Genomic DNA, 23559 nt, shown 5'->3' on the forward strand with positions numbered 1-23559 from the left:
ATCCATGTGAATTTAGGATATAAAAAAAGCCTAAACAAATATTTAGACTTTATTTATGAGTGAAGCTAAGTTAATTAACTATTATTTTTTTAGTAATTACCTGGCCTGTTTTGGTTTTAAACCACGCCACATAGGTGCCAGTTGCCACATTTGATATCTTTAACCCATTGTTCAGGGTTTCTTGGGATACATTTTTAAACTCCAATACCGTTTGACCACGCATATTCACTATGGCCAATTTATCGATAGATGTATTTAGCTTTTTACCATACAAGGTATTTGTAGCATTTTGATAAAAGATAAAGTTTTCTGAAACCGTAGCTTCTTCAGTGCTTAAGCTTCGTTTTTCTGACTGGAATACGATCTCGAACCTTTTATTGAACTTTCCTTGTGTTGATGAAAACCTATAGGCCATATCCTGGGTTAAATCGAAGTATTCGCCCGTTTCATTATCTCTTAAATAAATGTCTTGTTTTTTATCTATATTTACAAATTCGGTAGCTTTAATCTCAAAGGTGTTATTGCCCGAGGATTTAAAGTTCAGGGAAACCACCTTATCGGCTGTAATAGGACCGTATGCCTGTAAATTCATGTTTATTCCATCTAAATTTAGGTTGAAATCGTTATTGCTGCCTTCATCACATTCGGCGTCATAGCCATAATCGTAGCCATCAGTAGTTGTTTCACTAAAGCCTAAAAGCACCTCTCTTCGTATTTTTGGACCAACGACCGAGTTGAACTCTAAACGGATTTTCTTCATCTCGGTACTTTGTTGTGCTTTAGGTGTCTTAGTTGTACTTTTGCTTTTTACCGATTTAAAAAAAGTAGCACCATTGTCATAAGTGCCATCGGCATCGGCTTCTTTTACAAATACACGTTGGTCGTTATTAAAAACAATCGTACCGGTTGCTACAATTTCTGTGAAAAAACCCTGACCAACTGGAATATATTTTGAAGGTGTTAAGGTACCATCTTGAGATCCATTGGTTGCTCCTTCTATTCCTACAAATTGATATGCCCTACAGGAACCTAATTTATTTACTTGGGCATATCCAGCTTTGTATTCATTTAAATAATGGCTTTCTCCGGCCCATTGTTGCCATAAATGGAGCGTACCATCAATAACACCTTCATTGTCGTCAATAAATTTATGGACATCCAAAGCTGATGGGTAAGGGTTCCCTAAAAGATAGTCCGTTTTTGATACTGAGGTTACGGATCCGGGGCCGCCTACATCGGTAACATTTACTAAAATAGTACCGTTATTGGGTTTGCCTTCAAAGATATATTGTTGTTGTAAACCCGGATTTCCTGTGCCTTTTTGAGTGTATCCCACCCCAGGTGGTAATGATGTGTTTGGATTAAAAGATGCCCAATCCCAATAGGTTTTTCCATTTTTAAAGGTAAAGAGCCAATAGGTACTGATTTTGCCCACTTCATTATATGCCGAGGTAAATTGCATGTTAAATCCCATTTCATCCTTAAGCATATTTAGCTTAAATGACGTGTTGTTGGTATTGTTGGTTGCTGTATTGTTATCGGTTAGGCTTGTTACACCTAATATACCAACAGGCGATGACCAATAGTTATATCTATACGGATTGGAAGTGCCTTCTTGACGGCGTAAAATTTTGCCTGTAGCAGAAGTTACCAAATCGCTTGTAGTGGTCTGCAACAATTGTGAATCATCTTTTAAATCTAAAGTGCCGTTCAACTCTAAATACCAACTGTTTAGAACTTGATTGCTATCATTTACCGTTAAGGTTTTGTCTGTATCGATGAATAAGCCAATTGATTTAACAGGATGACTGGTTGTTACATTATTTTTAATTTGAATAATACTCCAATCTTTATTATTGGCAGCATCTACAATATCCCAAACACTGCCATATAGCCACGTGTTTGTAGATGTCCAATCACCATCGTCATTCGATATATAAGGTATTGGAGCAGTTTCATCTTGAAAGGAGGTGATGTTATGTAATTTGGTAATTCTATCAAAAGATGAAAAATCGGAAGTGCGTGAATTAGAAACAATAAGACTTAAAGGATAGTAAGCTAATAAACTTGTCCAAGATATGGTAGCATTAGTAGAAATATCCGTAATATTTTTATTAATCACTTTACCTTTTACAATGCCATTATTGTTTTCAATTTCCTGATAAACCATACGTTGTATTTGACTATCTGTAAGCACAGTATTAAATACTCTTACTTCATCTATATCACCTTTAAAATATTCGCTACCTGAACTGGTCGATCGGCGTCCTATTTCAAAATTACCATTAGAAGAAGCAGAATTAGCTATGGTAGACCCCGTAGCGCCAACATTTATACTTGTTATGAACACTCCATCTACATACAGCTTCATAATTCCCGTGGTACTCGAAAAAGTTCCGGTAATATGATGCCATTCGTCGTAGTTAATATTAGTTGATGCTGAAATTGTTTTTAGGGTTGTTGCTGAGGTTTTCAATGTAAAGGAAGGCTTGTTCCCATTTTCCAACCATAACCTACAGCCTACATCCTCACCAGCTATGGTCATATTGGTACTATTTCCAGAATCGGACAACACCCAGGCCATGATAGTCACATTACTTTCGCCGTTAATAAAATTGGGGGTGGTTGCATGATCATCTACCCCATCGAAGTCCAGTTTAGATTCTTCAATAAAAGGGTTTATAATAATATCGCCGCCACAATTTGCCAAAATCTCTTCGTTAGAGCTAGGTAATGTAACATCTAATAGAATATCAATGTCTTCCGTACAACTACCACAAACACTATCAAAACCACCTCCATCATCTACATCGTAATATAAATGCCCAGTAATAATCCCATTATTACTTAAGATTGCATTATTACGCACCACAAGAAACGATGTTTTATCGTTACCAATTAAACTAACGTTGTTTATATCGATATTATTTACAATTAAAATGTCGTCATTATTGAACAGGCTAGAACCAAAATTTAAACTACCATCTATAATAATTAACCCATAGTTAGTATAATCTGCATTTAATGTCATATCTGTGCGAATATATGTTGAACACAAATTTTTCAAACCACTTGAACCTCCAGAACTTAAAGAACCATCCACTTCAAATAAACCACAATTATTAAAAGGCGCATTTATTGAAGCATCTCCTTGTACAGTAACTTTAGAGTTTTCATAGCTGGTCATGGATGCCTGCCCTCCTAAACTTAAATTGCCTCCAACATTTAGTTGTCCCGCATTATCTATGGTTGCCGCTCCACCTGGAGCAAAATCACCTGGCACAGAGAGAATACCATTGGTGTCTATGGTTATGGACAAACCAGCTAGCGATGGTGTAGTTGTAAAGTTAATTTCTCCAGCAGTTAAAATTTTTGAAGTACTGGTAAAGCCAGTCACAGACCCTGTATATTGTATACCGTATGCCACATAAAATGTTCCTCTAATATTAAACGAAAAATTACCTGTATAATTAGCTAAAATACAGATAGATTCACTTGAGGCTAAAGAAGTAGGAGCTAAAGTTGGCAGCCCAGAAGCATTAATCCAACCTGCAGTTGTATATGAGTATGTGCAGGTTGCAGGAGCATTTGGTGGCACAAAGGTATTTCCACTACATGTTTGCGCTTCCAGACTAAAAACTAATAACAATCCAATTAGGTTTAAAACTAAATTCAATGTAGGTTTCATAACGTTAATAATTTGGTTAAGGCCATTAGTTATTCACTTCATGTGAAAATCTAATACTACAAATGAATACTTGAGGGGAGTATATCACTAATTAAACAAGCCAGATTCATGGCTTACAATGAATTAATAACACAATATTAGCAATAAATTATTTACTAATCTAATAAAAAAAAGCATTTTTATCGATTAAGTGTTAAATATATTCGTTTAAAAGCAAAAATTATTTAACACGACACCATCAAAAACTTTAATTAATCACCATTTTTTTTGATAATTAGCTCTTTATGGGTTAAGATTTTATAGTATCTCTTGTTTGAGAGACATTTTTACTTTATTTTGAAGATACCTTGAGGGCAAAGTAAGCTCCAGAGTACTAAATAACTGTCTAAATTTTGGCTTTTTGGTGACGGATTACCACAGAAATTATCATTTAATATTGATTATGGCAAATAAAAAAAGGCTTTTTTGTTAAGCGATTAAAATATCCGTTTAAAAGTAATCTTTTGTAAGATTTTATTTTTGACAAACATATAGAGCCACCATTAAAACATACAAGATGCTTTTATGGAGTGCTTTAGCCTAAAAAAACAGTAACCAAATCTTCAATCTTAGAAATTAATTGAATTTTAATGCCTGTATTTTTAAGTGCTATTTTATTATATTTAGATACAAAAATGGTAGAAAACCCTAATTTTTCGGCTTCCAAAATACGTTGTTCTATGCGTTGAACGGGGCGTATTTCTCCCAAAAGACCAACTTCTGCTGCAAAGCAAAAATCTTTTGGCAATGATATATCTTCATTAGATGACAAAATGGAGGCTACAACTGCTAAGTCTATAGCTGGATCATCAACCGTTATACCGCCTGTAATATTTAAAAACACATCTTTAGCACCTAAACGAAAACCGGCACGTTTTTCTAAAACAGCTAAAAGCATGTTCAAACGTTTGGCATTAAAACCTGTAGCACTACGTTGCGGTGTGCCGTAAACCGCAGTACTTACCAATGCTTGCACTTCAATCATTAATGGGCGCATACCTTCTAGGGTTGCAGCAATGGCGTTACCTGAAAGCTCTTCATCCTTTTTAGAAATTAGAATTTCAGATGGGTTGGAAACTTCACGCAAACCAGACCCTTGCATTTCATATATGCCCAACTCATTGGTAGAGCCAAAGCGGTTTTTATGTGCTCGTAAAATTCTAAAAACATGGTTGCGGTCACCCTCAAATTGCAAAACTGTATCGACCATGTGTTCTAAAATTTTAGGACCCGCTATATTGCCGTCTTTCGTTATATGACCAATGAGTAATACAGGAGTTGCGGTTTCTTTAGCAAATTTGATAAGTTCGGTAGTGCATTCTTTTATTTGGGAAATACTTCCTGAAGACGATTCGATATAATCACTATGAAGCGTTTGAATAGAATCGATAATAACAATGTCCGGCTCTAAAGCTTCAATTTGCTTGAAGATGTTTTGGGTTTTGGTTTCAGTAAGTATATAACAGTTATTATGCTTTGGGTTAATGCGTTCCGCACGCATTTTTATTTGTTTTTGGCTTTCTTCGCCCGAAACATATAAGGTTTTATAGGGTAATTTCAATGAAATTTGAAGGAGTAAAGTACTTTTTCCTATGCCTGGTTCGCCACCTAATAGAGTTAAGGATCCAGGTACAATACCACCACCAAGTACGCGATTAAACTCACCGTCAAAAGTGTCTAACCGTGCTTCTTTTGATGTGTCAATATCTTGAACTCGTAACGGAACAGCGGCCTTTTTTATCGCAGATGTTGGCGATTTCCAATCACTTTTTTCAGGTGTTTGAATCACTTCTTCAACTATGGTGTTCCACGCTTTACAAGCGTTACATTGTCCTTGCCATTTGGCATGTTGCGAACCGCAGTTCTGACAAAAAAAGGTGGTTTTTACTTTTGCCATATTCCTCTTCTAACCTCTCCAAAGAAGAGGAATTAATTCTATTTTTAAATTTATATCAGTAACCGAAATCTGCTTTAATAGCATCTGCTTTTTCAAGCATTAAATCTTTAGTGATACCAGCAATTTCATCAAAAGTATAACCTGTTTGATAGGTTCGCATGGCTTTTTTAGATTCTCCAGTTTCTTCATAAAATCGAGCTAAATAATAATTTCCTAAAAGTGTTTTTGGGTATTCGTCGCGTGCAATTTTACCTAAAACTTCATAATATTCGAATTTTTGTGTCTTTTCAATAGCTGCCGATATGGCTTTAAAGTCATTAACAAGAATTTGTTTTTTTATACCAAAGAGCTCATGAATGGTTTTGTACTTTTCTTCAAGATATGCCACCGGCGAACCTTCTAATTTTAGAATAGTTTCAGTGTATTCATCTTTACTTATAGGTTGAAACACTTTAAATATAGCTTCAATGGCATTTGGAATGGCATGAGTAGGCACCGAATAATGCGATGGATTATCAAAATTATTGAACTTATAGAATAGATTTTTGTTGTCTAATGCTGAAATATCGGTGTTTAAAGCATCTGTCATTTTTTTAATCGACGATGAATCATTATTAGTATTTGCCAAATAGTAAAAAGTTTTAGATGGTATTTTACCTAATACTCCTGGAAGATAATCTAGCATTTTAGGAGCCAGTTCTGGACTAATAGTTATGTATCCACTAAATATAGGGTTTGGTTTCAGTAAAAAATAATTAATGAAGTTTGCCGTTTCACCATGCCCAACAGCGATTCTAAAATTAGCGGCTTTATATTTTTTTTCTAAATACGGAATAAGTTCTATGCCTATGAACTCGAAAAAGTTAGCGCCAGTTTCTATGGGTAACGAATTTTGTTCGGAATACATACAATCATCATAACGTTTATCATATTGATTGATGCCTACTACAATAGCTGCTGGCATATCTTCCCAATAGGAGTAGTAATCTACATTTCCAGCTACAGCTTCAAACAAATAATCACCATCCAAAACAATAAATAAAGGATATCTTTTATCGCTATTAGCGTCATATCCTCTTGGGAATTGGATTTTTAATTCACGTGTTTCACCAAGTTTTGCAGACTCTATAGTTTCATATTTTACTTGAGCATTAAAACTACTAATGGAACAAAAAACCAATAAAACGGAAAGAAGTTGTTTCATTTTAAAAATGATTTGAGATTTTAATGCAAGGTATGAAATTAGTTAAAACTAAAAAAAGGGAATTGAGTGTTAGGTTTTGGGCGGAAGCTTCTATATAATGATAATGAAAACAAGAACCACAATCCTATAAACAAGGGTCGTGGTTTTTTGTGATAAAAACAACAAAAACTGCGAAGAAGCTATAAACCCCTTACCCTTATGAAGAAGAACGAGAATTTATCAATTTAAATATCTAGCACAGTCCCTATAAAATTTGTTCGACTTTTTGTTGCAAGTCCAGTTTTCTCGCTGATAACTTAAGCTTACCACTTTTTCTTTAAATCCTTCGCTATAATTTCTTTTTGGTTATTCAAACCTTAGGCGGTATTAGTAGTTCCACTAAGCTCTAAGATGCTCATAAGTTCCAAAGTATAATTATCGAAAGTCTGTACGTAGGCATACTTTTCCGTAACCTTGGCTCCTAGTTTGCGTTTCTCAAAACTGGCGGTCATTCCCAAATCGATATGCTTGAATTTTAATTCAATAGCGCGCTTTATGGTTTGGTACAGCAATTGGCGATAGGTGTAATATTCCGTTAGGTAGCTATAATCCATGCCGACAAATGAAGGCACATAAGTATGGCCGTCATTGTTGTAACACAGCATCACGCCTATCATTTTATCGGGCGAATCCAGTAAACCAATAGTTATGAATTCCCAATTGGGATGTTCTGACATGTTTTTGAATAATTTTTCCGGAAAGGGAAAAGTGTTCAATCCTAAATTGTTTTGATGTACGTTGTTATATAAAGCTTCGACTTGTTTTAATTGATTTGCATTACAGCTTTTCAGTATGTCGATTTTCAACAAAGGCTCATAGGCGAGAATCTCTTTCCGTAAATGCTGCCTATTTCTTGACGATAGTTTTGTACCATAGTCTTCAATGGTTTCATGTGCTTTTAAATCTATTTTACAGGAATCGGGCATTTGTACCCGCACAAATCCTTGCCCTTGAAAATACGGATGCAGGGTTTCTTTTTCCGAAAAGTCCCTGAGTACAATCATCTTCGCATGGCATTGTTTTTCTATGGTTTCCATAGTTTGCATCATGGCATTTAAGGCTTCTTGCTTTAATGGATGCTCATAATCGATGTAAAGATGTGTTCCCTCTGTAAATAATGATCCCATACTGAGAACTTGGGAGCTTAGGTAATAAGGATCCATTTTTCGAGTCTTTTCAATGACTTGGGATGCACTAACCTCTGCTAACATATCATCTTTCCATAATCCCAAAGTGAAATATGTTGATAATATTGGGTTTTGGTTTTGATCATAGATTATTAAGTACCAAAACTTCCAGTTATGCTCCTTTAGAGGGTTGTTACTAAAGGTCTCTTCAAGGAATTCAAGGCCTTCCCAATCAAAGACACCTTGATTTCTCTGCAATGTGTTCCAAAGGGTTTTGTCTATTTTTGTTATAGAATCTTCAAGTTGCACCTTAATGGCGTGATTTGATGCTTCTAGTTTATTTAGTTTGATATCTCGTTTAAATGCTTGGTTCACGCGATGGGCATTGGTATGGGTGTCTTCCAAAGCTTTAGGGTAATGATAGACCATGGCCTCCACCAATGCTTTGATTTCCTGTTTTTGGTTGTGTCTGGATATGGTAATGCGTACACCTGTGTTTTTGACGGGTACGGCTGGAAATATTCCCAGATTGACATAAAACCCTTCTTTCATCAAGCGGTTGACAAAGTTATAGCCCGTTTTGGGCATACCCGTGCCGATAAAAAATACTGGGGAATTGTTTTTGTCGATTAGTGGCAGTTCGGTATTTTCCAAAAGGCTATTAAAATACTGGATGCGCTCTCTTAAATCATTTTGAAGCTCATGGATTTCTGGTGTCAAGTGAATTTCAGCGGAAGCGGTGGCTGCCGCTACGGAGGCTGGTTCCAATTGAGCCGAAAAGGTTAAGGGCCCTCCAAAAGTCTTTATCTCTCGGTACATCTTTTTATTGGAACAGACCAATACGGCACCACTGGCTCCAAAAGTTTTGCTCAATGTTCCAAATAATAGCACGTTCTCAGATAGCGAACCGAGCTCCTCCAGTGCATAGCCCGTACCGTTTTTTCCTGTCCAGCTCATCCCATGGACGTCGTCGATATAAAGGTGTAATTGTGGGTATTTCAAAGCTAATGCTTTTAAGTCCTTTAAAGGTGCGTAATCTCCGTACATCGAATAGATGCCATCTACCATGTACCAGATTCTTTGATGCTTGTTCGAATGGTTTTTTATTTTATTTTCCAACATATCCATATCGTTGTGGCGTATCATGTCTATCGTTACGCTCCGGTTCTTTAAAACCTTTGCGGCGCTTTGCACGCTCCAGTGTACTTGATGGTCCAGAATGATGGCGTCCCGGTCATTGACGGCATTGGGTATGACTCCCAAATGCCCCAACGTGCTGTTCTTGGTGATGATGATTGGGTTTTGGTACATGTCCGTGACTTTCTCCTCCAATTGCTTGTAGAGCGGATTGGAAATATAGGATTTGGATAAGGGAAACTGTGTGCCGTACTTGGTTATGGCATCTATTGCTGCGGCTTTCAATCTGGGGTCTTGTTCCAACCCCAAATATCCTGTGGTTCCAAAATGATACAACTGCCTGTTTCCTACACCGATGGTGCGCCCGCTAAAGGTATCACCTTCGGCATATAAGTGCAATACACCTTCTTGTATTGCATCCGTAAACACTTCATTTACAGTGTCTAAAAAATTGTTGTGTTTGATTTTTGCCATTTTACAAAAGGTTTTTAGTGATTCAGTTTATCTACATATAGGATTATGAAGCTAAAGAAATTTAATGGTCTAATCTTATTATGATTTTAAGGATGCAAGAAAAAATCCCTTTCAGGTAAGTATTTATCCCTTTCGGACAAGTTTCATTTGATGAAAACACATTATTCTTTAAATGAAGTAAAATACAGGCTGTTTTAATCTAACTAAAAAACTCATAAACAATTAACTTTTACAAAATTTGTAAGATTAAGTTTTCAAAACAATATACCTAAGAAACATTAGAATTGTAAGCCACTGTAAAACGGAAAAATTGCTCTTAATATAGTCGGAAAGTACGGGTTTCCCACAGTTGCATTAAATTAATTCTTTCTATATTTGATTTGTTATGACGTGTTTCAAATTATTCCCTCTTAAGATAAGGCTAACGCAAAAATAGCTAAGTGCCCATAACACACTTTTACTAGTATTTTATTTTTGAAGATCAAATTATAGTATGATGTTAAGTAACTATATAGAAAATGAGTGCGCTAAGCTTTGGATTGAAAAAGAAATTCTTTTTGTTGTTTACAAAAACGATGTGACTGTAGATTTGGCTGGAGCTATGAAAGTTGTTAAGGACCGACTCTTTCTACAACAAGGCAAAGCATTTTTGGTTTTTTGTGATATGAGAGGCGTTAAAAGTGCAGATAAAGCTGCGAGGGACTATTTAGCATTGGAAGGCTCAGTACTAATCAAAGCTGTTGCCTTATTAGTTAATAACCCAATATCTTACGCAATATCGGGATTTTACATTAAAACAAGCAAACCCATTATTCCTACTGAGGTATTTACCGACGATGCCGAAGCTTTAGCATTTTTGCGCTCCTTATAATTGCTCCTTATAATTTATCTAATTAAATTTTTGATTTTCAGCTTAAAACAGTAAAAAGAGTAGTGTTAACCCTCAATTATTAAACAAACCCATGTACAATGCCTGATAGCTTAATAAAGATGAAATGGAAAGACTAAAAAAAATCCAAACTGTCCTTATGGAGTTTGCGAGTGGAAATTTTGCGTATAAGCTTGAAAGAAGCAACTTGAACGATGACATTGAAGCATTAGCAGAATTGGTTAATATGACCTTGGAAGAAATAAAGGACTCATTTTTCCATCAGGGTTACGTAAACATACATGAAACTTATAAATACGTTGTACAAATGTTCTTTCTATTGGATAAAGAGGAAACTATTATAACGTATAATTCTCGAATAAAACAATTATTGTTTATTGATGATAGTGAATTACAAGGAAAAATATTTTCTTCATTTTTGACTCAAAAGTCTAAATTAGCATGGGATCATTTAAAGTCTAGGTTAGTGTCCGCAGGTCTAAACCCTCACGAGGAATATATTGTACTGTCCTTTAAAACTAAAAAGCGTTTAACTTTGACAATAAACTGCTTGGTGGGTAAATTTATTGATGAAACTAGCCAATCAGAGAGGATCATAATAACAGCCATAGAAATTGTTAAGAGCAGTAAGGAAAGGGAAATAGCATTAAAGGAAACGGTAACCTCTGGAAAGAAAGAAAGTAAAAAGAAGTCTTCTTCCTATGATGATAAGCAGAGTAATGACTCTCGCTTAAATTCCACAGATATTAGAAAAATCCGACAGATCCATGACCACATCCTAAAAAATCTAGATAAACCGCTTTTACCATTAATAGAATTGGCCCATACCTTTGGAACCAATGAATACAAAGTAAAGCATGGGTTTAAACAATTATATGGACATACTGTTTTTCGTTTTTTAATAGATGAAAGGCTAAAAAGAGCAAGCCTCTTAATTCAGCATACCGATATTCCCTTAAAAGAAGTGGCACATATAACAGGTTTTGTAAGCATCCCTCATTTTTCCAAAGCTTTCAAGAAAAAATATGGTTATACCCCAAGGGATTTGAGAAAGCAATCCTATAAAGGTTCTGTGTGATTTGAAGTGGTTTATATGTTTCTCCTTTTGTAATTTCATTCTTCTTGAAGCAATGTTGCAAAAATCCCTTTGAGATAAGTTTTAATCCCTTTCAGGCAAGTTTTATCATCGCGACCTTTGTGCCTGTTTATCAGTAATTAGTAATTGACTTCGGTTGCGCCCAGTCACCATTTAATTGGAGTTCTTAAGGTTGAGTTATTAATAAAATAAAGGATTTTAAATGCCAAAAACATCAAAAGGTTTCATTCATTAAAGATTATTTTCATAGGCGTATGAGATAAGTTCTTTAATTGAACTGAGTTGTAATTTCCTCAAAATGTTCTTGCGATGCGTCTCTACCGTGTATTGGCTAATACTAATTTTGCCTGCAATTGTTTTTGAAGTATAACCCTTTTTAGTAAGCTGTATAATCTCTTTTTCCCGTTTACTTAGCAGAAAAACGTTGTTTCCTTCCCCAAAATCAGTCTTTGTATCAGATTGACCAAGTTTTATAAATACTTTTTTACCAACGATAACATCCCGAATGGTTGCTTTTACCACATTGGCATCGGTAGTTTTTGGAATATAGCCGTTGGCACCTGCCTTTCGTCCGTCATTGATAACCTTAGCCGACTTGAACATGGAAATGAGGATTACTTTAATTTGTGGGTTTGATTTTTTTATGGCGCTGCAAATTTCAAGCCCGTTTGTTCCGCCCATTTGAATGTCCAGTAATAACAGGTCAGGGGTTTTGCTGTTCATCATATGGAATAGTTCCGTACTGTTATTGCAGATGCCATCAATTATAAAGTCGCTTTCATTCTCTAGAATACGAACCAGTCCGTCGGTAAACAACGGATGGTCGTCCACAATGATTATTTTATACGGCTCTTGCTTCATCCATGTTGTTTTTGTTAATAGGTAGTTTTATAATGGAGGTGGTTCCGTTGGTTCCACTGGATATGTGCACTTCACCATTCCATCTATTGGTACGTGCATATATGCTATCTATTCCCATGCCCTTTTTTATTGTCTTGGGATTAAACCCTTTTCCATTATCTTCCACCATGATCTGTACTTCGTTGTCCTCAATAATAAGTTGAACAGTACATTCCGTAGCTTGCGCATGTTTGGCTACATTGACCATAAGTTCAATAGCTATCCGCGAGAGGGGTTGCACAAAATCAATAGGGATAAGTGATTCATTTCCCACTTCAATATATTCAAAGGTGAGTTGATTGGTACGGTTCAGGTTTTCAGTGGTCGTTTTTATAGCCCTTGAAAGTTGGTTGTTTTCGGAACCAGACAGGGCTATACGTGTGAAAAATTCCCGTACGTCATAATTTGCCTTTTCCACCATTTTCAATAGGCTTTTATCATTGCCATAACTATTGGTAACAACCAGTTTTATAGCACTTATGACGGTGCCAAGATCATCGTGTAGGTCTTGTGAAATCTTTTTTCGCTCGTTTTGAGCAGAAACCAAAATCTTCTGTTCAGCTTCTAGTTCTTTAAGTTTGAGCATAAGCCCGTTTTTTTGCTTTTGTCTTTTTCTGGAATAGAAAAATCCTATTGTAAGAAGAATAAATGCCATTGCCAGAACAATTAAAACAGTATTGAAAAAACCTTGTTGCTTGGCTTGTTTCAACTTTACGGCGTAGGTTTCCTGTTCAATTTTTATTTGGGTGTTTACCTTATCGATAGCCTTGTTCTTTTCAATATTTGTTAGGCTATCAAAAATAGTCTTGTAATCTTTATAATAATTTAAGGCCTTATGGTAATCTCCATTTAGTTCATGGGCTTTCGATAAAGCTTTATTAGCATTTTCTTTCCCTGTTAAAAAATCTATTTCTTTACTGGTAGCTAATGCCTGTTGTGCTAGTTCTATTGCTTGGGTGGGTTTGTTTTCGTAAATATATATCCAGGCCAGACTTAATCGGCTTTGGGCAATGTCGATAGGTTCATTTTTTTTCAGTCTTAACTCAAGACTTTTTCCAATATATTCTTTTGCCTTAGCATAGTCTTTTTGGTCTGTATAGATTTTTCCCATATATTCCAAAACATAGCCAACCATATAATCAAAACCTATGGGCTCTGCATATTTTAGGGATTTGTTTAAATAGTACAGGCTAGAATCATAGGCCTTTAATGTGTGCTTTGTTATACCCAAATGCGTATAGTTGGCGGCAATCTGTGTACTGTCGTTAAGCTCCTTACTTATGTTAAGTGATTTTTTGAAATACCCAATAGCCTCATTATACCTTTTGTCATCGGCTAGCATAAACCCAATACAGGATAGGGTATGGGCTATTCTTTTCTTATTGCCATATTTTTGATTGATGGATAAGCTTTGTAACTGCATTTCCATGGCTTTTTCATGTTGTCCTGTATCATAATACACGTTACCTATTTGGGTATAGGTAGGCCCCATGCTTTCTTCATTTCCTGATTTTTCAAGCAAGGACAGGTTTTTTTCATAAGCTTCTATGGCTTTTGAGGGCTTGCCCATTTTTCTATAGATACTTCCCAAAGTATAATAAAGCAAAGCTTGGTCTTTTAGACTGCCCTTTTCTCTGGTGAGTTTTAAAAATAGAAAAGTCCTGGACTCCGCAAGGTCCTGGAAGCCGTTATTGTTCAAATCATAGATGGCATCCCTTACAGCGGCTACATCTTTTTCGGGAATAGATTTCAGTTTGGTGAAATTTTGGTACATTGAATCCAACGTACGTTTGTATGGCTCTTGCCCATTTGCCAAAACAGGGAAAAACCAGATGGAAATAAGAAATTTTAAAAATAGGGTGCGTGCCATAAAAATAGAATGTTAAAGCAAAAGTGCAACAAAAATAACCTAAATAAAAATACCCAAAACTTGGTATTGCATAGGGTAGGGAAGCAGGATATCTTTGTTTTATAAAACCACAAGAAACGCCATGACTAAGACTTTGTACAAACAAGGAAATGATTATGGGCGTTCCATGTGACCATTGAAAAACAATAAATATAACCCCAAGAAATTAAAAACCATGAAAAAACACTACTTTTTACTTTTTACAATTTTATTTACGTCGTTAAGTTTTGGGCAAATTACTTTAAAAATATCAGGAGACGATGCCCCTGCAAGCGGTAGTACGGTTATTGATGATCCTGAAACAGTTGGTAATGCTACAATTGATTTTATAACAACCAATTTTAATGTGGGAGAACCTGGGACTGGAACAGAGGCAGATGGATATGTTGTTTGGGAAGTTAGAAAACAAAGTGATAATAGCCTAATTGATGGGGGTAATATTTATACCGCAAACGACTTTGTTGAATACCCAATATCGGGTTTGTCAACTGGAGCAACGTTTAACCTAAGAGCCGAATTGGTTGATAATACCGGTGCCGCTTTAAGCCCTGAAGTGGTTTATACATTAACGGTTACTATTTCTGAATATATAGATGTTGCAAATTTGGCGGCACTTAGAACTCAAGTTGTTGCCCCGGACAGCTATTACCGCGTTACGGGACAAGTTATAAACACCCATACCATAGCAACGGGAGGTGGCCAAACTATGTATTTTCAAGACGGTTCTGCCGGTATTAAGGTTTATGATGAAAATTATGAAACCTCTACTTACGATACGGGAGACGCAGTAACAAACATACGCGGATATTTAGAAAATATGGGAGGAGAGCTTCAGTTTGTACCTACCTATGCTGATTGGGGAGCACCGAATTCAACAGGAAATGTTGCGGGTATTACAACCGTTACGGTTGCTACACTGACAGGTAATTGGGCTGCTTACGAATCTGAATTGGTTAAAATCTCCGATGTTACTTTTGCAGATGCGGGAGGTACTTTTATGGGAGATACTAATTATACTATTACCGATGCTTCTGGTTCTACAACGTTTAGTACAGAATTTAGTAACTCCAATTATCTTTCACAATCGATACCATCGGGTGGTCAGGACCTTATTGCCATAGTTACCGGTTCTAGTGTAACTTCTAGGCATTTAGATGACATTTCTGCTACTGTTTTATCTATAAAAGAATTTAATACAAAGAGTCTATCCATTTATCCGAACCCAACATCATTAGATTATGTAAGCCTAAAAAGTAAAAGCGGAAGCCCTTTCAATGTTACTGTTTTTGATAGTTTAGGAAAACAAGTGCTAAATACGACTCTTACAGACGGTAAATTAAATGTCTCCAGTTTGAATATCGGACTGTATATTATGAAGGTATCGCAAGACAAAACTACAGTGACTAAAAAACTAGTGGTTAGATAGGTAAATTATAGTATAAAAAGCAAGGCAAAAAGTTGTCAGAAAACAGAAACCCCTGTCTGTTACTGCTCGGGCACAAAAAAGGGTGTTATATTGTGCTCATTTCAAAGATTAAAAGGAATAAGTTTGTGTACATACCTATTAAACCTCAAACCTAAAAGGTAAAGTGTTTAGCCACACATTTTGCATCCGGTAACTTCAATTGGAATAGAGATTTTGTTTATGCACTATAATGCCACATTATGTAACTAAGCTTGGAAAAAAAATTACTGGCATGAGTTGCGTAGCGTACGAGTTTTTGTTTTGAGCGTTGGGCAAGCTCTTTGATTGATGGTCTATTAGATTTCTATTTTTAAACTAAACTTTCTAGCCAACAGGCTAAGTGCTTGATGAGCTGTGGGACAAAACCATGACAGTAATTTTTTTAGGATCGTTGGGAATGGGTGGCAGTTGATAACTATGGATATGCATCCTGAGAGGATCCAGAGGCCTATTTGGACGCTATCACGTTTTCCCCACACAAATTTTTGGGCGGACCTGGCACTTCCGGGGTCCTTTTAATAAAAAACTGTACAGGAATCTGGTACCCGATATTCCAGGTGGAGGTACCGTTTCCTATACCAATCCTTGGGGAGCCCGGGATTATATAGATGATATTGAAACGAGGGAAGATGGCGGTACGCCAGGATTTTTGCAGGCCATACGGATTGCCCTGTCCATAAAGCTCAAGGAACAAATGGGAGTGGACAATATACTCAAACGGGAAGCTGACATTAATACCAAGGTGTTCGATAGACTCAAAAACATTCCAAATCTCCACATTTTGGCAGGGGAGCATACCAATCGCTTGGGAATCTACTCCTTCTATGTTGTGGGATGCCATTATAACCTTATTGTAAAGCTATTGAACGATCGTTTTGGCATACAAACAAGGGGCGGCTGCTCCTGTGCCTGTACCTATTAAAAATAAATACGAATCCATACGAAAAACAATTAGTGGTATAACCAACAGAGCCAAGGCTACTATTGAATTTATTATTGAACTCATTTAAAGTTTTTTAATTTGCTAAAAAATTGCTGATTTCAGCTCTGTTTTTGCCTTTTCTTCCTTCCGTAGCTTTTCCAACGCGACAAGCTGGCTCCTTCTCTAAAAAGGTTTACTAACCCTTTTCTTTACGCTCGGCCCTAACTCAAAAAAGCCTTCAACAGAACTAAAATCCCCTAATTTTCGCTTAATTTCAAAAACTTTAAATGAGTTCATTGCTTTTTCCTTGTGGAATAGTAATTGATGTTTTTCCTTTTAGATGCTTTGAGAATATCAATTTGAACCATTCTATTAAGTATAACGGATATAGCTGCAGTGGAAGATTTTATTTGATAATTTTCCTCAAGTTCTTGTAGGATGTCATGAGAAGTTCTATCCTTTAAGAAGTAATTATCTGCAAGATATAATTTTACACGAGCGGTTAGACGGGATTTTTCTTTTCTAGAAGGCGATAGTTCGTATCGTGTTTGAGGGTCTATTTTTAAATCAAGAATGTCTTTTGGATGGGATTTAATGGCTTTGCAGATTTCAACAAAGTAGCTTAAAGTTAATTCATTACCATCTTCAAGGTTTCGAATGGTGTTGTATGCGAATCCAGTCATTTCAGATATGTCTTCTATTTCTAGTTCACTTTTAATTCTTTGAGCTTTTACCCTTTCCCCAATTTCTTTTAAAAGTTGTTCATTCTTATATTTAGCCATATTCAAATTGAACAAAATACCGAACAACATAAAATAATTTATAATGAAATTTTGTTGTTAATAAAATTAATCATATCTTGACATAATAATTAGTGAATCGCAATTCTATTGTATTAATATATTTAGAAGCATTCGCTTTGAATTTCGTCTTAGAAAACTGGTAACTTTAAAAGGAACGAAATGATAAGTATGGTGCTCACGCCTCTCTCACTTAGGGCGTGGGTTCACTTATTGTTCCTCGGTATACCAGTACCTCTAAGGCAGTAAGCTGAGTTCCGCGCCTTTTTTGTGCCCGCACACAAAGGCTTAATGGGGTGCTTTGACCTTGTTTTTCAGGTAACTTCAATTTTACAGAACAATATAAAATAAGCATGTATTAACCCTAACCCTGTCCCTCATGGAAAAAAACAAGGAAACAATAGAACCCTATTCCTTAATACTGCCACAGTACGATATTTTAGACTCACTGGCACTATTGCTGGACAGGTCAAGCCTCAGCAATGCCGTTACAGATGGTTGAATCGTGAAAGGTAAATCGTTGAAAAATGAAAGGTTGATGGTTGTTGGGTTTTATTTTAAAGAGTGTGGTTAAATCCATTGTTCTTTTTAATTTGTGAAAGTGAAGCAAAAGATATTGAAAATATGACGCTGAACAAGAAGTGAAATGGCTTCATATTATGGGTGTTTTTTAAAATAGTTACATCAATAATTATTCCGAGGAAAGCTTAGTGATAAAGGTTTCAATAGAAACACTATCATCAACATGGAATTCGCCAATTTTAGTGCGCCTTAAAGCCGATAAATGCCCGCCCGATTGCAATGCTTTTCCAAAATCGTTAGCTAAAGAACGAATATAAGTGCCTTTGCTGCAAACCACCCTGAAATTTACATTTAAACCATTAATGGCAGTGATTTCAAATTCTGAAATGTTTACGGTTCTTGGTTTGATGTCGACTTCTTCACCTGCTCGGGCAAATTCATATAATCGTTTCCCGTCTTTTTTTATGGCTGAAAACACTGGTGGAAATTGCTGAACCTCACCGATAAATTGTTTGGTGGTTTCCTTAATTAGAGCTTCGGTAATATGATGGGTGGGGAACGTTTCGTTTATTTCGGTTTCCAAATCAAACGAAGGGGTCGTGCTTCCTAAAACAATGGTACCAGTATATTCTTTTGTTTGGGCTTGAAAAGAATCGATTTCTTTGGTCATTTTTCCTGTGCAAATTACCAATAAGCCCGTAGCAAGTGGGTCTAAAGTACCTGCATGACCAACTTTTATTTTTTTAAGTTTGAAAGCTTGCCTAATTTCCCAACGTAATTTATTAACTACTTGAAAGGAGGTCCAATGCAGCGGTTTGTCAATTAAAAGTACTTGGCCAGAAAGATAATCATCAACATTATGCATTAAACAACAGTTAGTTTATAGATGAAAAAATGAATGATTAACAACGCAACACCCAGAACAATGCGGTAGTAACCAAATAGTTTAAAGCCTTTTTTACTTAAGTAATCTATAAACGATTTTATGGCAATTAATGCCACAATAAAGGCTAAAATATTCCCAATAATAAGATAGTTAATTTGGTCGCTACTTAACTCGAAACCAGCTTTGTAGTAATCGTATGATTTTTTGGCAGTCGCACCAAACATGGTTGGAACGGCTAGAAAAAATGAAAATTCGGCAGCGGTTTTTCGGTTTAATTTTTGGGTCATACCACCAACAATACTGGCACCACTACGCGAAGTTCCAGGAATCATGGCAAGACATTGAAAAAAGCCAATTTTTAAAGCGGTCGCATAACTTATTTTGGTGTGGGCTTCGGGGTTCGCTTCATCGTAAATTTCGTTGGCTTTAAACCAATCGTCTACTTTTAATAATATAAATCCACCTAAAATTAAAGAAATGGCAACGACTACAGGGCTTTCCAATAATTCGTCAATCACATCATTTAAAAGCAATCCTAAAACAACAGCAGGAATAAAAGCAACCAGTAGTTTATAATAAAAGTCTAAGCTTTGAAAAAAGCGTTTCCAGTATAGAACGACTACCGATAAAATAGCACCAAGCTGAATAACGATAGTGAACAGTTTTGTAAAATCGTCTGAAGCTATCTTCATGAACGATGATGCAATAATCATGTGACCTGTGGATGATATGGGTAAATATTCGGTAACGCCTTCTATGATGGCTAAAATAATGGCTTCAATGTAATTCATGTGGCAAATGTATTAAAATACCTAAATGAAATTGCGAAATGCTGTTTGAATTTATTGCAATTATGCATAATTTAATGGTTAAATAAAAAAACGATATCATTACAAAATCTTAGTTCAGAGTGATAAATTTACTGTTTAACTGTTTAACCGTGTAATCGTTGAATTGTATATACAAACTTCATCGGTACAAACTTTAAACTCTGAACTCTGAACTTCTAATATTGAACTTTTAACATTGTATATCGCTATTTAATAATGAAAATTATTCTCGCACCCGATAAATTTAAAGGTTCCCTAACGGGATTACAGTTTTGTAATGCAGTAGAAGAAGGCATTAAAGAAATTTTGCCCAAAGCCGAAATTATTAAAATGCCATTGGCTGATGGTGGCGATGGTACTATTGATATTTTAGAATACCATTTAAAAGGAAGCCGTATTTATACAAGTATAAATGACCCGCTCTTTAGAGAAATTGAAGCGTCCTACCTGTATATGGATTCTAGTAAAACGGCTTTTATTGAAATGGCCGAAGCTTCCGGAATGCATCTTTTGGAAAAGGAAGAACAGAATTGTTTTTACACCACTACGTTAGGTACTGGCGAACTGATTTTAGATGCCATCAATAAAGGAGCTAAAGCCATTGTTTTAGGCATTGGAGGCAGTGCTACAAACGATTGTGGCATGGGTATGGCAACCGCTTTAGGCTACAAATTTGAAGACGGGCACGCGAAAGCGTTACAACCGATCGGGAAGAATTTGTTAAAAGTTAAACAGATTAACGGTAATCATGTTATTAACCATCTAAAATCAATAGATTTTAAGGTTGCCTGCGACGTAACAAATCCGTTATATGGAAAAGATGGTGCTGCGTATGTTTATGGATCACAAAAGGGCGCATCGGATGACAAAATTAAACAGTTAGATGAAGGTTTAAAAAATATGGCAACTGTTTTTGAAAAGCAATTTAATATAGATGTTCAAAATATAAAAGGTGCTGGCGCAGCAGGTGGCATGGGAGCGGGAACATTTGTGTTTTTAAATGCTGAATTGAAATCAGGAATTGATTTGGTTAAGGATTTAGTGGACTTTGATACTAAAATAAAAGATGCTGATTGGATCATTACAGGTGAAGGTAAATTGGATTCTCAAACCCTTTCAGGTAAAACCATTGATGGCATTATAAAATCTGCCAAAAAACAACATATTGCTGTGGCAGCTTTATGTGGTAGTGTGTCACTTTCTAATGATGAAGCTGAAAAATTTGGTATTTTTTATACCGATTCTATTATGGAAAAAGCAAAATCGTTAGATGATGCGATACAGAATGGATATGATTATGTAAAACAGATGGCTGTAAATTTCACTAAAACACTGGTCTAGGACTTTTTATCTGGATTTAACAGTATGGCATATATCTGTATTCCAAATCCAATAAGAACTAACGTAGGTGCTAAACGAATGCGTCTCCAACTAAAAATATCTGGGTTAAAAACATTGGGGTCGTCACTTCCACCTCCAGACATTAAAATAAAGCCCAAAGCAATAATTACCAAGCCTATAAACATGAATTTGTAGTTTTTCTTACCGAATACAAATACGGGTTTTGAGTCTTCTTTTTGTTTTTTTTCTCCCATGATTATCTTTCTCAGAATATTTTAGTGCAAAATAACAGTTTTATTTAAAACTATTGTGTTAATGAAAATCAAATTTTAAAACCCAGAACCTTGAACCCAGAACCTAATAGTACAACGCATCCGTTTTCAAATTCAAGAAACGTTGTGTGGCAATATGCGTACTAATCCAAGTGATTATAACTCCTAAGGCGAATATAATAACGAAGAGTAGCACAATTAAAATAGGTGTATTAAGCAAGCCTAATTCTGGGAATGTTTTGTTGATGTAATATAATACAATGGCCATGCCTATCAGAGCCAATACAGCACCAATAATGCCCAATCGGACACTTTTCCAAACAAACGGACGACGTATAAATTGTTTGGTTGCGCCTACCATTTGCATGGTTTTTATGGTAAATCGTTTGGAATAAACGGCCAATCGTATAGAACTGTTAATTAACAAAACGGCAATGAGCGTGAAAATACCACTGATAACCAATACCCAGAAACTTATTTTCTTAACATTTTCGTTCATGAGGTTTACCAAATCATTGTCGTAGGTTACTTCATCAACAAAGTTTTTTGAAGTAGCTTCTTCCGATATTTTTTCAAGATGTTCAGAGGTTACAAAATCGGCTTTTAAATGGACATCAATCGAGTTTTGTAATGGGTTGTAGCCTACAAAATCCATAAAATCCTCGCCATTTTCGGCTTTTAAAAATTCGGCAGCCTGTTCTTTTGACACGTATTCAATACTTTTTACGTAATCTGCCATAGCCAAACTTTTTTCAAGTTGTTTAATTTCTACTTCTTTGGCGGTTTCTTTTAAGTAGATGGTAACAACCACTTGTTCTTTAAAATGATCGGATACTTTTTTGGCATTTAAAACCAGCATGCCCAATAAGCCCAATAAAAATAATACCAGAGCAATACTCAACACGACTGAAAAGTATGAGGAAATTAGTCGGCGTTTTTGGTCTTTTTCAAAAGATGAACTCATAAATATAGGATTAACTGTGTAAAAATAGTAAAGTATTCTATTTCACTAAGTATTACAACGTTTAAAGTTTTAAGATTGTTTTACAGATGGTGATTATAAACTTATTTTTTTTGTGGTTTACTTATTATATATACGCCGACTGCCACGAGTATGCAACTTAATATTTTAATAATATTAATGTCTTGTGCATATTGGTCTTGCATAAAAACATAGGCTAATATGCTAACTAATAGAAAACTAACCACAGGTTGTAAATACACATAACTACTTGTTACAGAAGGAGTCAAGTGGTTAAGCGCATAAATGTTAAATAAGTAGGCAAAAAAGGTGGTAAACAAAACGACGTAGCCAATAGTTAAATAGGTGCTGGTAGTAAAAGCTTCAAAATCGGTATTTAAAAATTCTGAAATCCCAAACGGAAACACATAGATAAAACCAAACAAAAACACCCAACTAATGACGGTAATTGCATGGTATTTTTTCATTAAAGTTTTTGCTAAAACGAGGTAGAGTCCGTAGCTACAGGCATTTAAAAAAACAAATAAATTGCCTAGAAACGTACTCGTGCCAACAGCTTTACTGCCATATATAATTAAAAAGAGGGCGCCAATAGCTCCCAATGTGATGCCTAATACTTTATTTTGGGTCATGCGTTCTTTTAAAATTAGAGCGCTAAAGATTAAAACTAAAACGGGTGTCGCTGTTTGAATGATTGAAGCATCAATAGGCGAAGTTAAATTAATGCCATGAAAAAACAATAATTGATTAGCGGCGGCACCAAACAAACCACAAAGTGCCAGTATTAATAAGTCTTTTTTTTCAACCTTTTCTTTAATAAACAAAAATTTTATGATCCAAAAAAGCAGGACACAGCAAGAAAGCCTAATAAAAACAAAAGCGGTAGGACCAATTTTGTTTGGCATAATGCCCTTAGCAATGATGTAGTTTGCGCCATATATGACATTGGCACCCAATAAGGCGAAATGGGCTTTGGTAGTATCTTTTATCAAACCAAAATGATGTTTAAGTGGCGAAATTACAAATTGCATTTTAAACAAAACCTTAAATGGTTGCTATATTTAGTTAGTCTCTGTAGCGATATAAAAAGCTAAATGCTTTTAGTTTTCTGTAGAAAGCGTAAATTTGCGCTTTCAAAAA

17 protein-coding genes and 1 pseudogene are annotated in these 23559 nt (G+C 35.7%); 5 read left to right on the plus strand and 13 right to left on the minus strand.

Annotation, left to right across the window (positions count from 1 at the left end; translation table 11 throughout):
- Positions 1-70: 70 nt before the first annotated feature.
- From ACGLWY_RS10505 to ACGLWY_RS10520, 4 genes are all read right to left on the minus strand, one after another.
- Positions 71-3688, minus strand: a complete 3618-nt coding sequence (locus tag ACGLWY_RS10505) for a LamG-like jellyroll fold domain-containing protein (protein ID WP_396619623.1) — start codon at positions 3686-3688, stop codon at positions 71-73.
- A gap of 574 nt (positions 3689-4262) precedes the next feature.
- The gene (radA, locus tag ACGLWY_RS10510) at positions 4263-5624 is read right to left on the minus strand and encodes a DNA repair protein RadA (RefSeq protein ID WP_396619624.1); all 1362 of its coding nucleotides are present in this window, start codon (positions 5622-5624) and stop codon (positions 4263-4265) included.
- Between the two features lie 55 nt (positions 5625-5679).
- The gene (locus tag ACGLWY_RS10515) at positions 5680-6828 is read right to left on the minus strand and encodes an alpha/beta hydrolase (RefSeq protein ID WP_396619625.1); all 1149 of its coding nucleotides are present in this window, start codon (positions 6826-6828) and stop codon (positions 5680-5682) included.
- Positions 6829-7184: 356 nt separating this feature from the next.
- On the minus strand, positions 7185-9605 hold the full coding sequence (locus tag ACGLWY_RS10520; RefSeq protein ID WP_396619626.1) for an aminotransferase class I/II-fold pyridoxal phosphate-dependent enzyme: 2421 nt from the start codon (positions 9603-9605) through the stop codon (positions 7185-7187).
- Positions 9606-10098: 493 nt separating this feature from the next.
- Here ACGLWY_RS10520 and ACGLWY_RS10525 point away from each other — a divergent pair, with 493 nt between their 5' ends.
- Positions 10099-10476: a hypothetical protein gene (locus tag ACGLWY_RS10525; RefSeq protein ID WP_396619627.1), complete on the plus strand. Its 378-nt coding sequence runs from the start codon at positions 10099-10101 to the stop codon at positions 10474-10476.
- Between the two features lie 124 nt (positions 10477-10600).
- Positions 10601-11572, plus strand: a complete 972-nt coding sequence (locus ACGLWY_RS10530; protein WP_396619628.1) for a helix-turn-helix transcriptional regulator — start codon at positions 10601-10603, stop codon at positions 11570-11572.
- Between the two features lie 249 nt (positions 11573-11821).
- On the opposite strand, the gene ACGLWY_RS10535 is transcribed toward ACGLWY_RS10530, so the two are convergent.
- Positions 11822-12451: a response regulator gene (locus ACGLWY_RS10535; RefSeq protein ID WP_396619629.1), complete on the minus strand. Its 630-nt coding sequence runs from the start codon at positions 12449-12451 to the stop codon at positions 11822-11824.
- The gene (locus ACGLWY_RS10540) at positions 12432-14360 is read right to left on the minus strand and encodes a tetratricopeptide repeat protein (RefSeq protein WP_396619630.1); all 1929 of its coding nucleotides are present in this window, start codon (positions 14358-14360) and stop codon (positions 12432-12434) included. The genes ACGLWY_RS10535 and ACGLWY_RS10540 overlap by 20 nt, the downstream gene beginning before the upstream one ends.
- A 214-nt stretch (positions 14361-14574) precedes the next feature.
- Here ACGLWY_RS10540 and ACGLWY_RS10545 point away from each other — a divergent pair, with 214 nt between their 5' ends.
- On the plus strand, positions 14575-15825 hold the full coding sequence (locus ACGLWY_RS10545) for a T9SS type A sorting domain-containing protein (RefSeq protein WP_396619631.1): 1251 nt from the start codon (positions 14575-14577) through the stop codon (positions 15823-15825).
- A gap of 450 nt (positions 15826-16275) precedes the next feature.
- Positions 16276-16783: pseudogene (locus ACGLWY_RS10550) on the plus strand (aminotransferase class V-fold PLP-dependent enzyme); the annotation flags it as partial.
- Here the strand turns inward: ACGLWY_RS10550 and ACGLWY_RS10555 are convergent.
- The 4 genes from ACGLWY_RS10555 to ACGLWY_RS10570 form a co-directional block, all read right to left on the minus strand.
- Positions 16724-16870, minus strand: coding sequence for a hypothetical protein (locus tag ACGLWY_RS10555; protein ID WP_396619703.1), 147 nt, complete (start codon positions 16868-16870; stop codon positions 16724-16726). The pseudogene ACGLWY_RS10550 and the gene ACGLWY_RS10555 overlap by 60 nt on opposite strands.
- A gap of 209 nt (positions 16871-17079) precedes the next feature.
- Positions 17080-17568, minus strand: coding sequence for a hypothetical protein (locus ACGLWY_RS10560; RefSeq protein WP_396619632.1), 489 nt, complete (start codon positions 17566-17568; stop codon positions 17080-17082).
- Positions 17569-18277: 709 nt separating this feature from the next.
- Positions 18278-18973 carry a tRNA pseudouridine(55) synthase TruB gene (gene truB, locus ACGLWY_RS10565; RefSeq protein WP_396619633.1) on the minus strand — a complete coding sequence of 232 codons (696 nt, stop codon included), beginning with the start codon at positions 18971-18973 and terminating at the stop codon, positions 18278-18280.
- Positions 18973-19785 carry an undecaprenyl-diphosphate phosphatase gene (locus ACGLWY_RS10570; protein WP_396619634.1) on the minus strand — a complete coding sequence of 271 codons (813 nt, stop codon included), beginning with the start codon at positions 19783-19785 and terminating at the stop codon, positions 18973-18975. Before ACGLWY_RS10570 ends, truB begins: the two co-directional genes overlap by 1 nt.
- Positions 19786-20040: 255 nt before the next feature.
- On the opposite strand from ACGLWY_RS10570, the gene ACGLWY_RS10575 reads away from it, so the two are divergent.
- Positions 20041-21165, plus strand: coding sequence for a glycerate kinase (locus ACGLWY_RS10575; protein WP_396619635.1), 1125 nt, complete (start codon positions 20041-20043; stop codon positions 21163-21165).
- On the opposite strand, the gene ACGLWY_RS10580 is transcribed toward ACGLWY_RS10575, so the two are convergent.
- The 3 genes from ACGLWY_RS10580 to ACGLWY_RS10590 all read right to left on the minus strand — a co-directional run bounded on the left by ACGLWY_RS10580 (position 21162) and on the right by ACGLWY_RS10590 (position 23450).
- On the minus strand, positions 21162-21419 hold the full coding sequence (locus ACGLWY_RS10580) for a DUF3098 domain-containing protein (RefSeq protein WP_396619636.1): 258 nt from the start codon (positions 21417-21419) through the stop codon (positions 21162-21164). The two genes, ACGLWY_RS10575 and ACGLWY_RS10580, sit on opposite strands and share 4 nt — an antisense overlap.
- Before the next feature lie 103 nt (positions 21420-21522).
- The gene (locus tag ACGLWY_RS10585) at positions 21523-22401 is read right to left on the minus strand and encodes a cell division protein FtsX (protein WP_396619637.1); all 879 of its coding nucleotides are present in this window, start codon (positions 22399-22401) and stop codon (positions 21523-21525) included.
- A 101-nt stretch (positions 22402-22502) separates the two neighbouring features.
- Positions 22503-23450 carry a DMT family transporter gene (locus ACGLWY_RS10590; protein ID WP_396619638.1) on the minus strand — a complete coding sequence of 316 codons (948 nt, stop codon included), beginning with the start codon at positions 23448-23450 and terminating at the stop codon, positions 22503-22505.
- Between the last annotated feature and the right edge of the window lie 109 nt (positions 23451-23559).

This window comes from Mariniflexile sp. HMF6888, from assembly GCF_044335535.1.
Taxonomy (GTDB): domain Bacteria; phylum Bacteroidota; class Bacteroidia; order Flavobacteriales; family Flavobacteriaceae; genus Mariniflexile.

Excerpts from the sequence above, each read along its gene's own strand:
- ACGLWY_RS10560 (WP_396619632.1), bottom strand. The coding sequence starts at position 17,568 with ATGGCTAAATATAAGAATGAACAACTTTTAAAAGAAATTGGGGAAAGG.
- ACGLWY_RS10530 (WP_396619628.1), top strand. The coding sequence starts at position 10,601 with ATGGAAAGACTAAAAAAAATCCAAACTGTCCTTATGGAGTTTGCGAGT.
- ACGLWY_RS10520 (WP_396619626.1), bottom strand. The coding sequence starts at position 9,605 with ATGGCAAAAATCAAACACAACAATTTTTTAGACACTGTAAATGAAGTG.
- radA (WP_396619624.1), bottom strand. The coding sequence starts at position 5,624 with ATGGCAAAAGTAAAAACCACCTTTTTTTGTCAGAACTGCGGTTCGCAA.
- ACGLWY_RS10535 (WP_396619629.1), bottom strand. The coding sequence starts at position 12,451 with ATGAAGCAAGAGCCGTATAAAATAATCATTGTGGACGACCATCCGTTG.
- ACGLWY_RS10540 (WP_396619630.1), bottom strand. The coding sequence starts at position 14,360 with ATGGCACGCACCCTATTTTTAAAATTTCTTATTTCCATCTGGTTTTTC.
- truB (WP_396619633.1), bottom strand. The coding sequence starts at position 18,973 with ATGCATAATGTTGATGATTATCTTTCTGGCCAAGTACTTTTAATTGAC.
- ACGLWY_RS10575 (WP_396619635.1), top strand. The coding sequence starts at position 20,041 with ATGAAAATTATTCTCGCACCCGATAAATTTAAAGGTTCCCTAACGGGA.
- ACGLWY_RS10545 (WP_396619631.1), top strand. The coding sequence starts at position 14,575 with ATGAAAAAACACTACTTTTTACTTTTTACAATTTTATTTACGTCGTTA.
- ACGLWY_RS10590 (WP_396619638.1), bottom strand. The coding sequence starts at position 23,450 with ATGCAATTTGTAATTTCGCCACTTAAACATCATTTTGGTTTGATAAAA.
- ACGLWY_RS10505 (WP_396619623.1), bottom strand. The coding sequence starts at position 3,688 with ATGAAACCTACATTGAATTTAGTTTTAAACCTAATTGGATTGTTATTA.
- ACGLWY_RS10525 (WP_396619627.1), top strand. The coding sequence starts at position 10,099 with ATGATGTTAAGTAACTATATAGAAAATGAGTGCGCTAAGCTTTGGATT.
- ACGLWY_RS10515 (WP_396619625.1), bottom strand. The coding sequence starts at position 6,828 with ATGAAACAACTTCTTTCCGTTTTATTGGTTTTTTGTTCCATTAGTAGT.
- ACGLWY_RS10580 (WP_396619636.1), bottom strand. The coding sequence starts at position 21,419 with ATGGGAGAAAAAAAACAAAAAGAAGACTCAAAACCCGTATTTGTATTC.
- ACGLWY_RS10570 (WP_396619634.1), bottom strand. The coding sequence starts at position 19,785 with ATGAATTACATTGAAGCCATTATTTTAGCCATCATAGAAGGCGTTACC.
- ACGLWY_RS10585 (WP_396619637.1), bottom strand. The coding sequence starts at position 22,401 with ATGAGTTCATCTTTTGAAAAAGACCAAAAACGCCGACTAATTTCCTCA.
- ACGLWY_RS10555 (WP_396619703.1), bottom strand. The coding sequence starts at position 16,870 with ATGAGTTCAATAATAAATTCAATAGTAGCCTTGGCTCTGTTGGTTATA.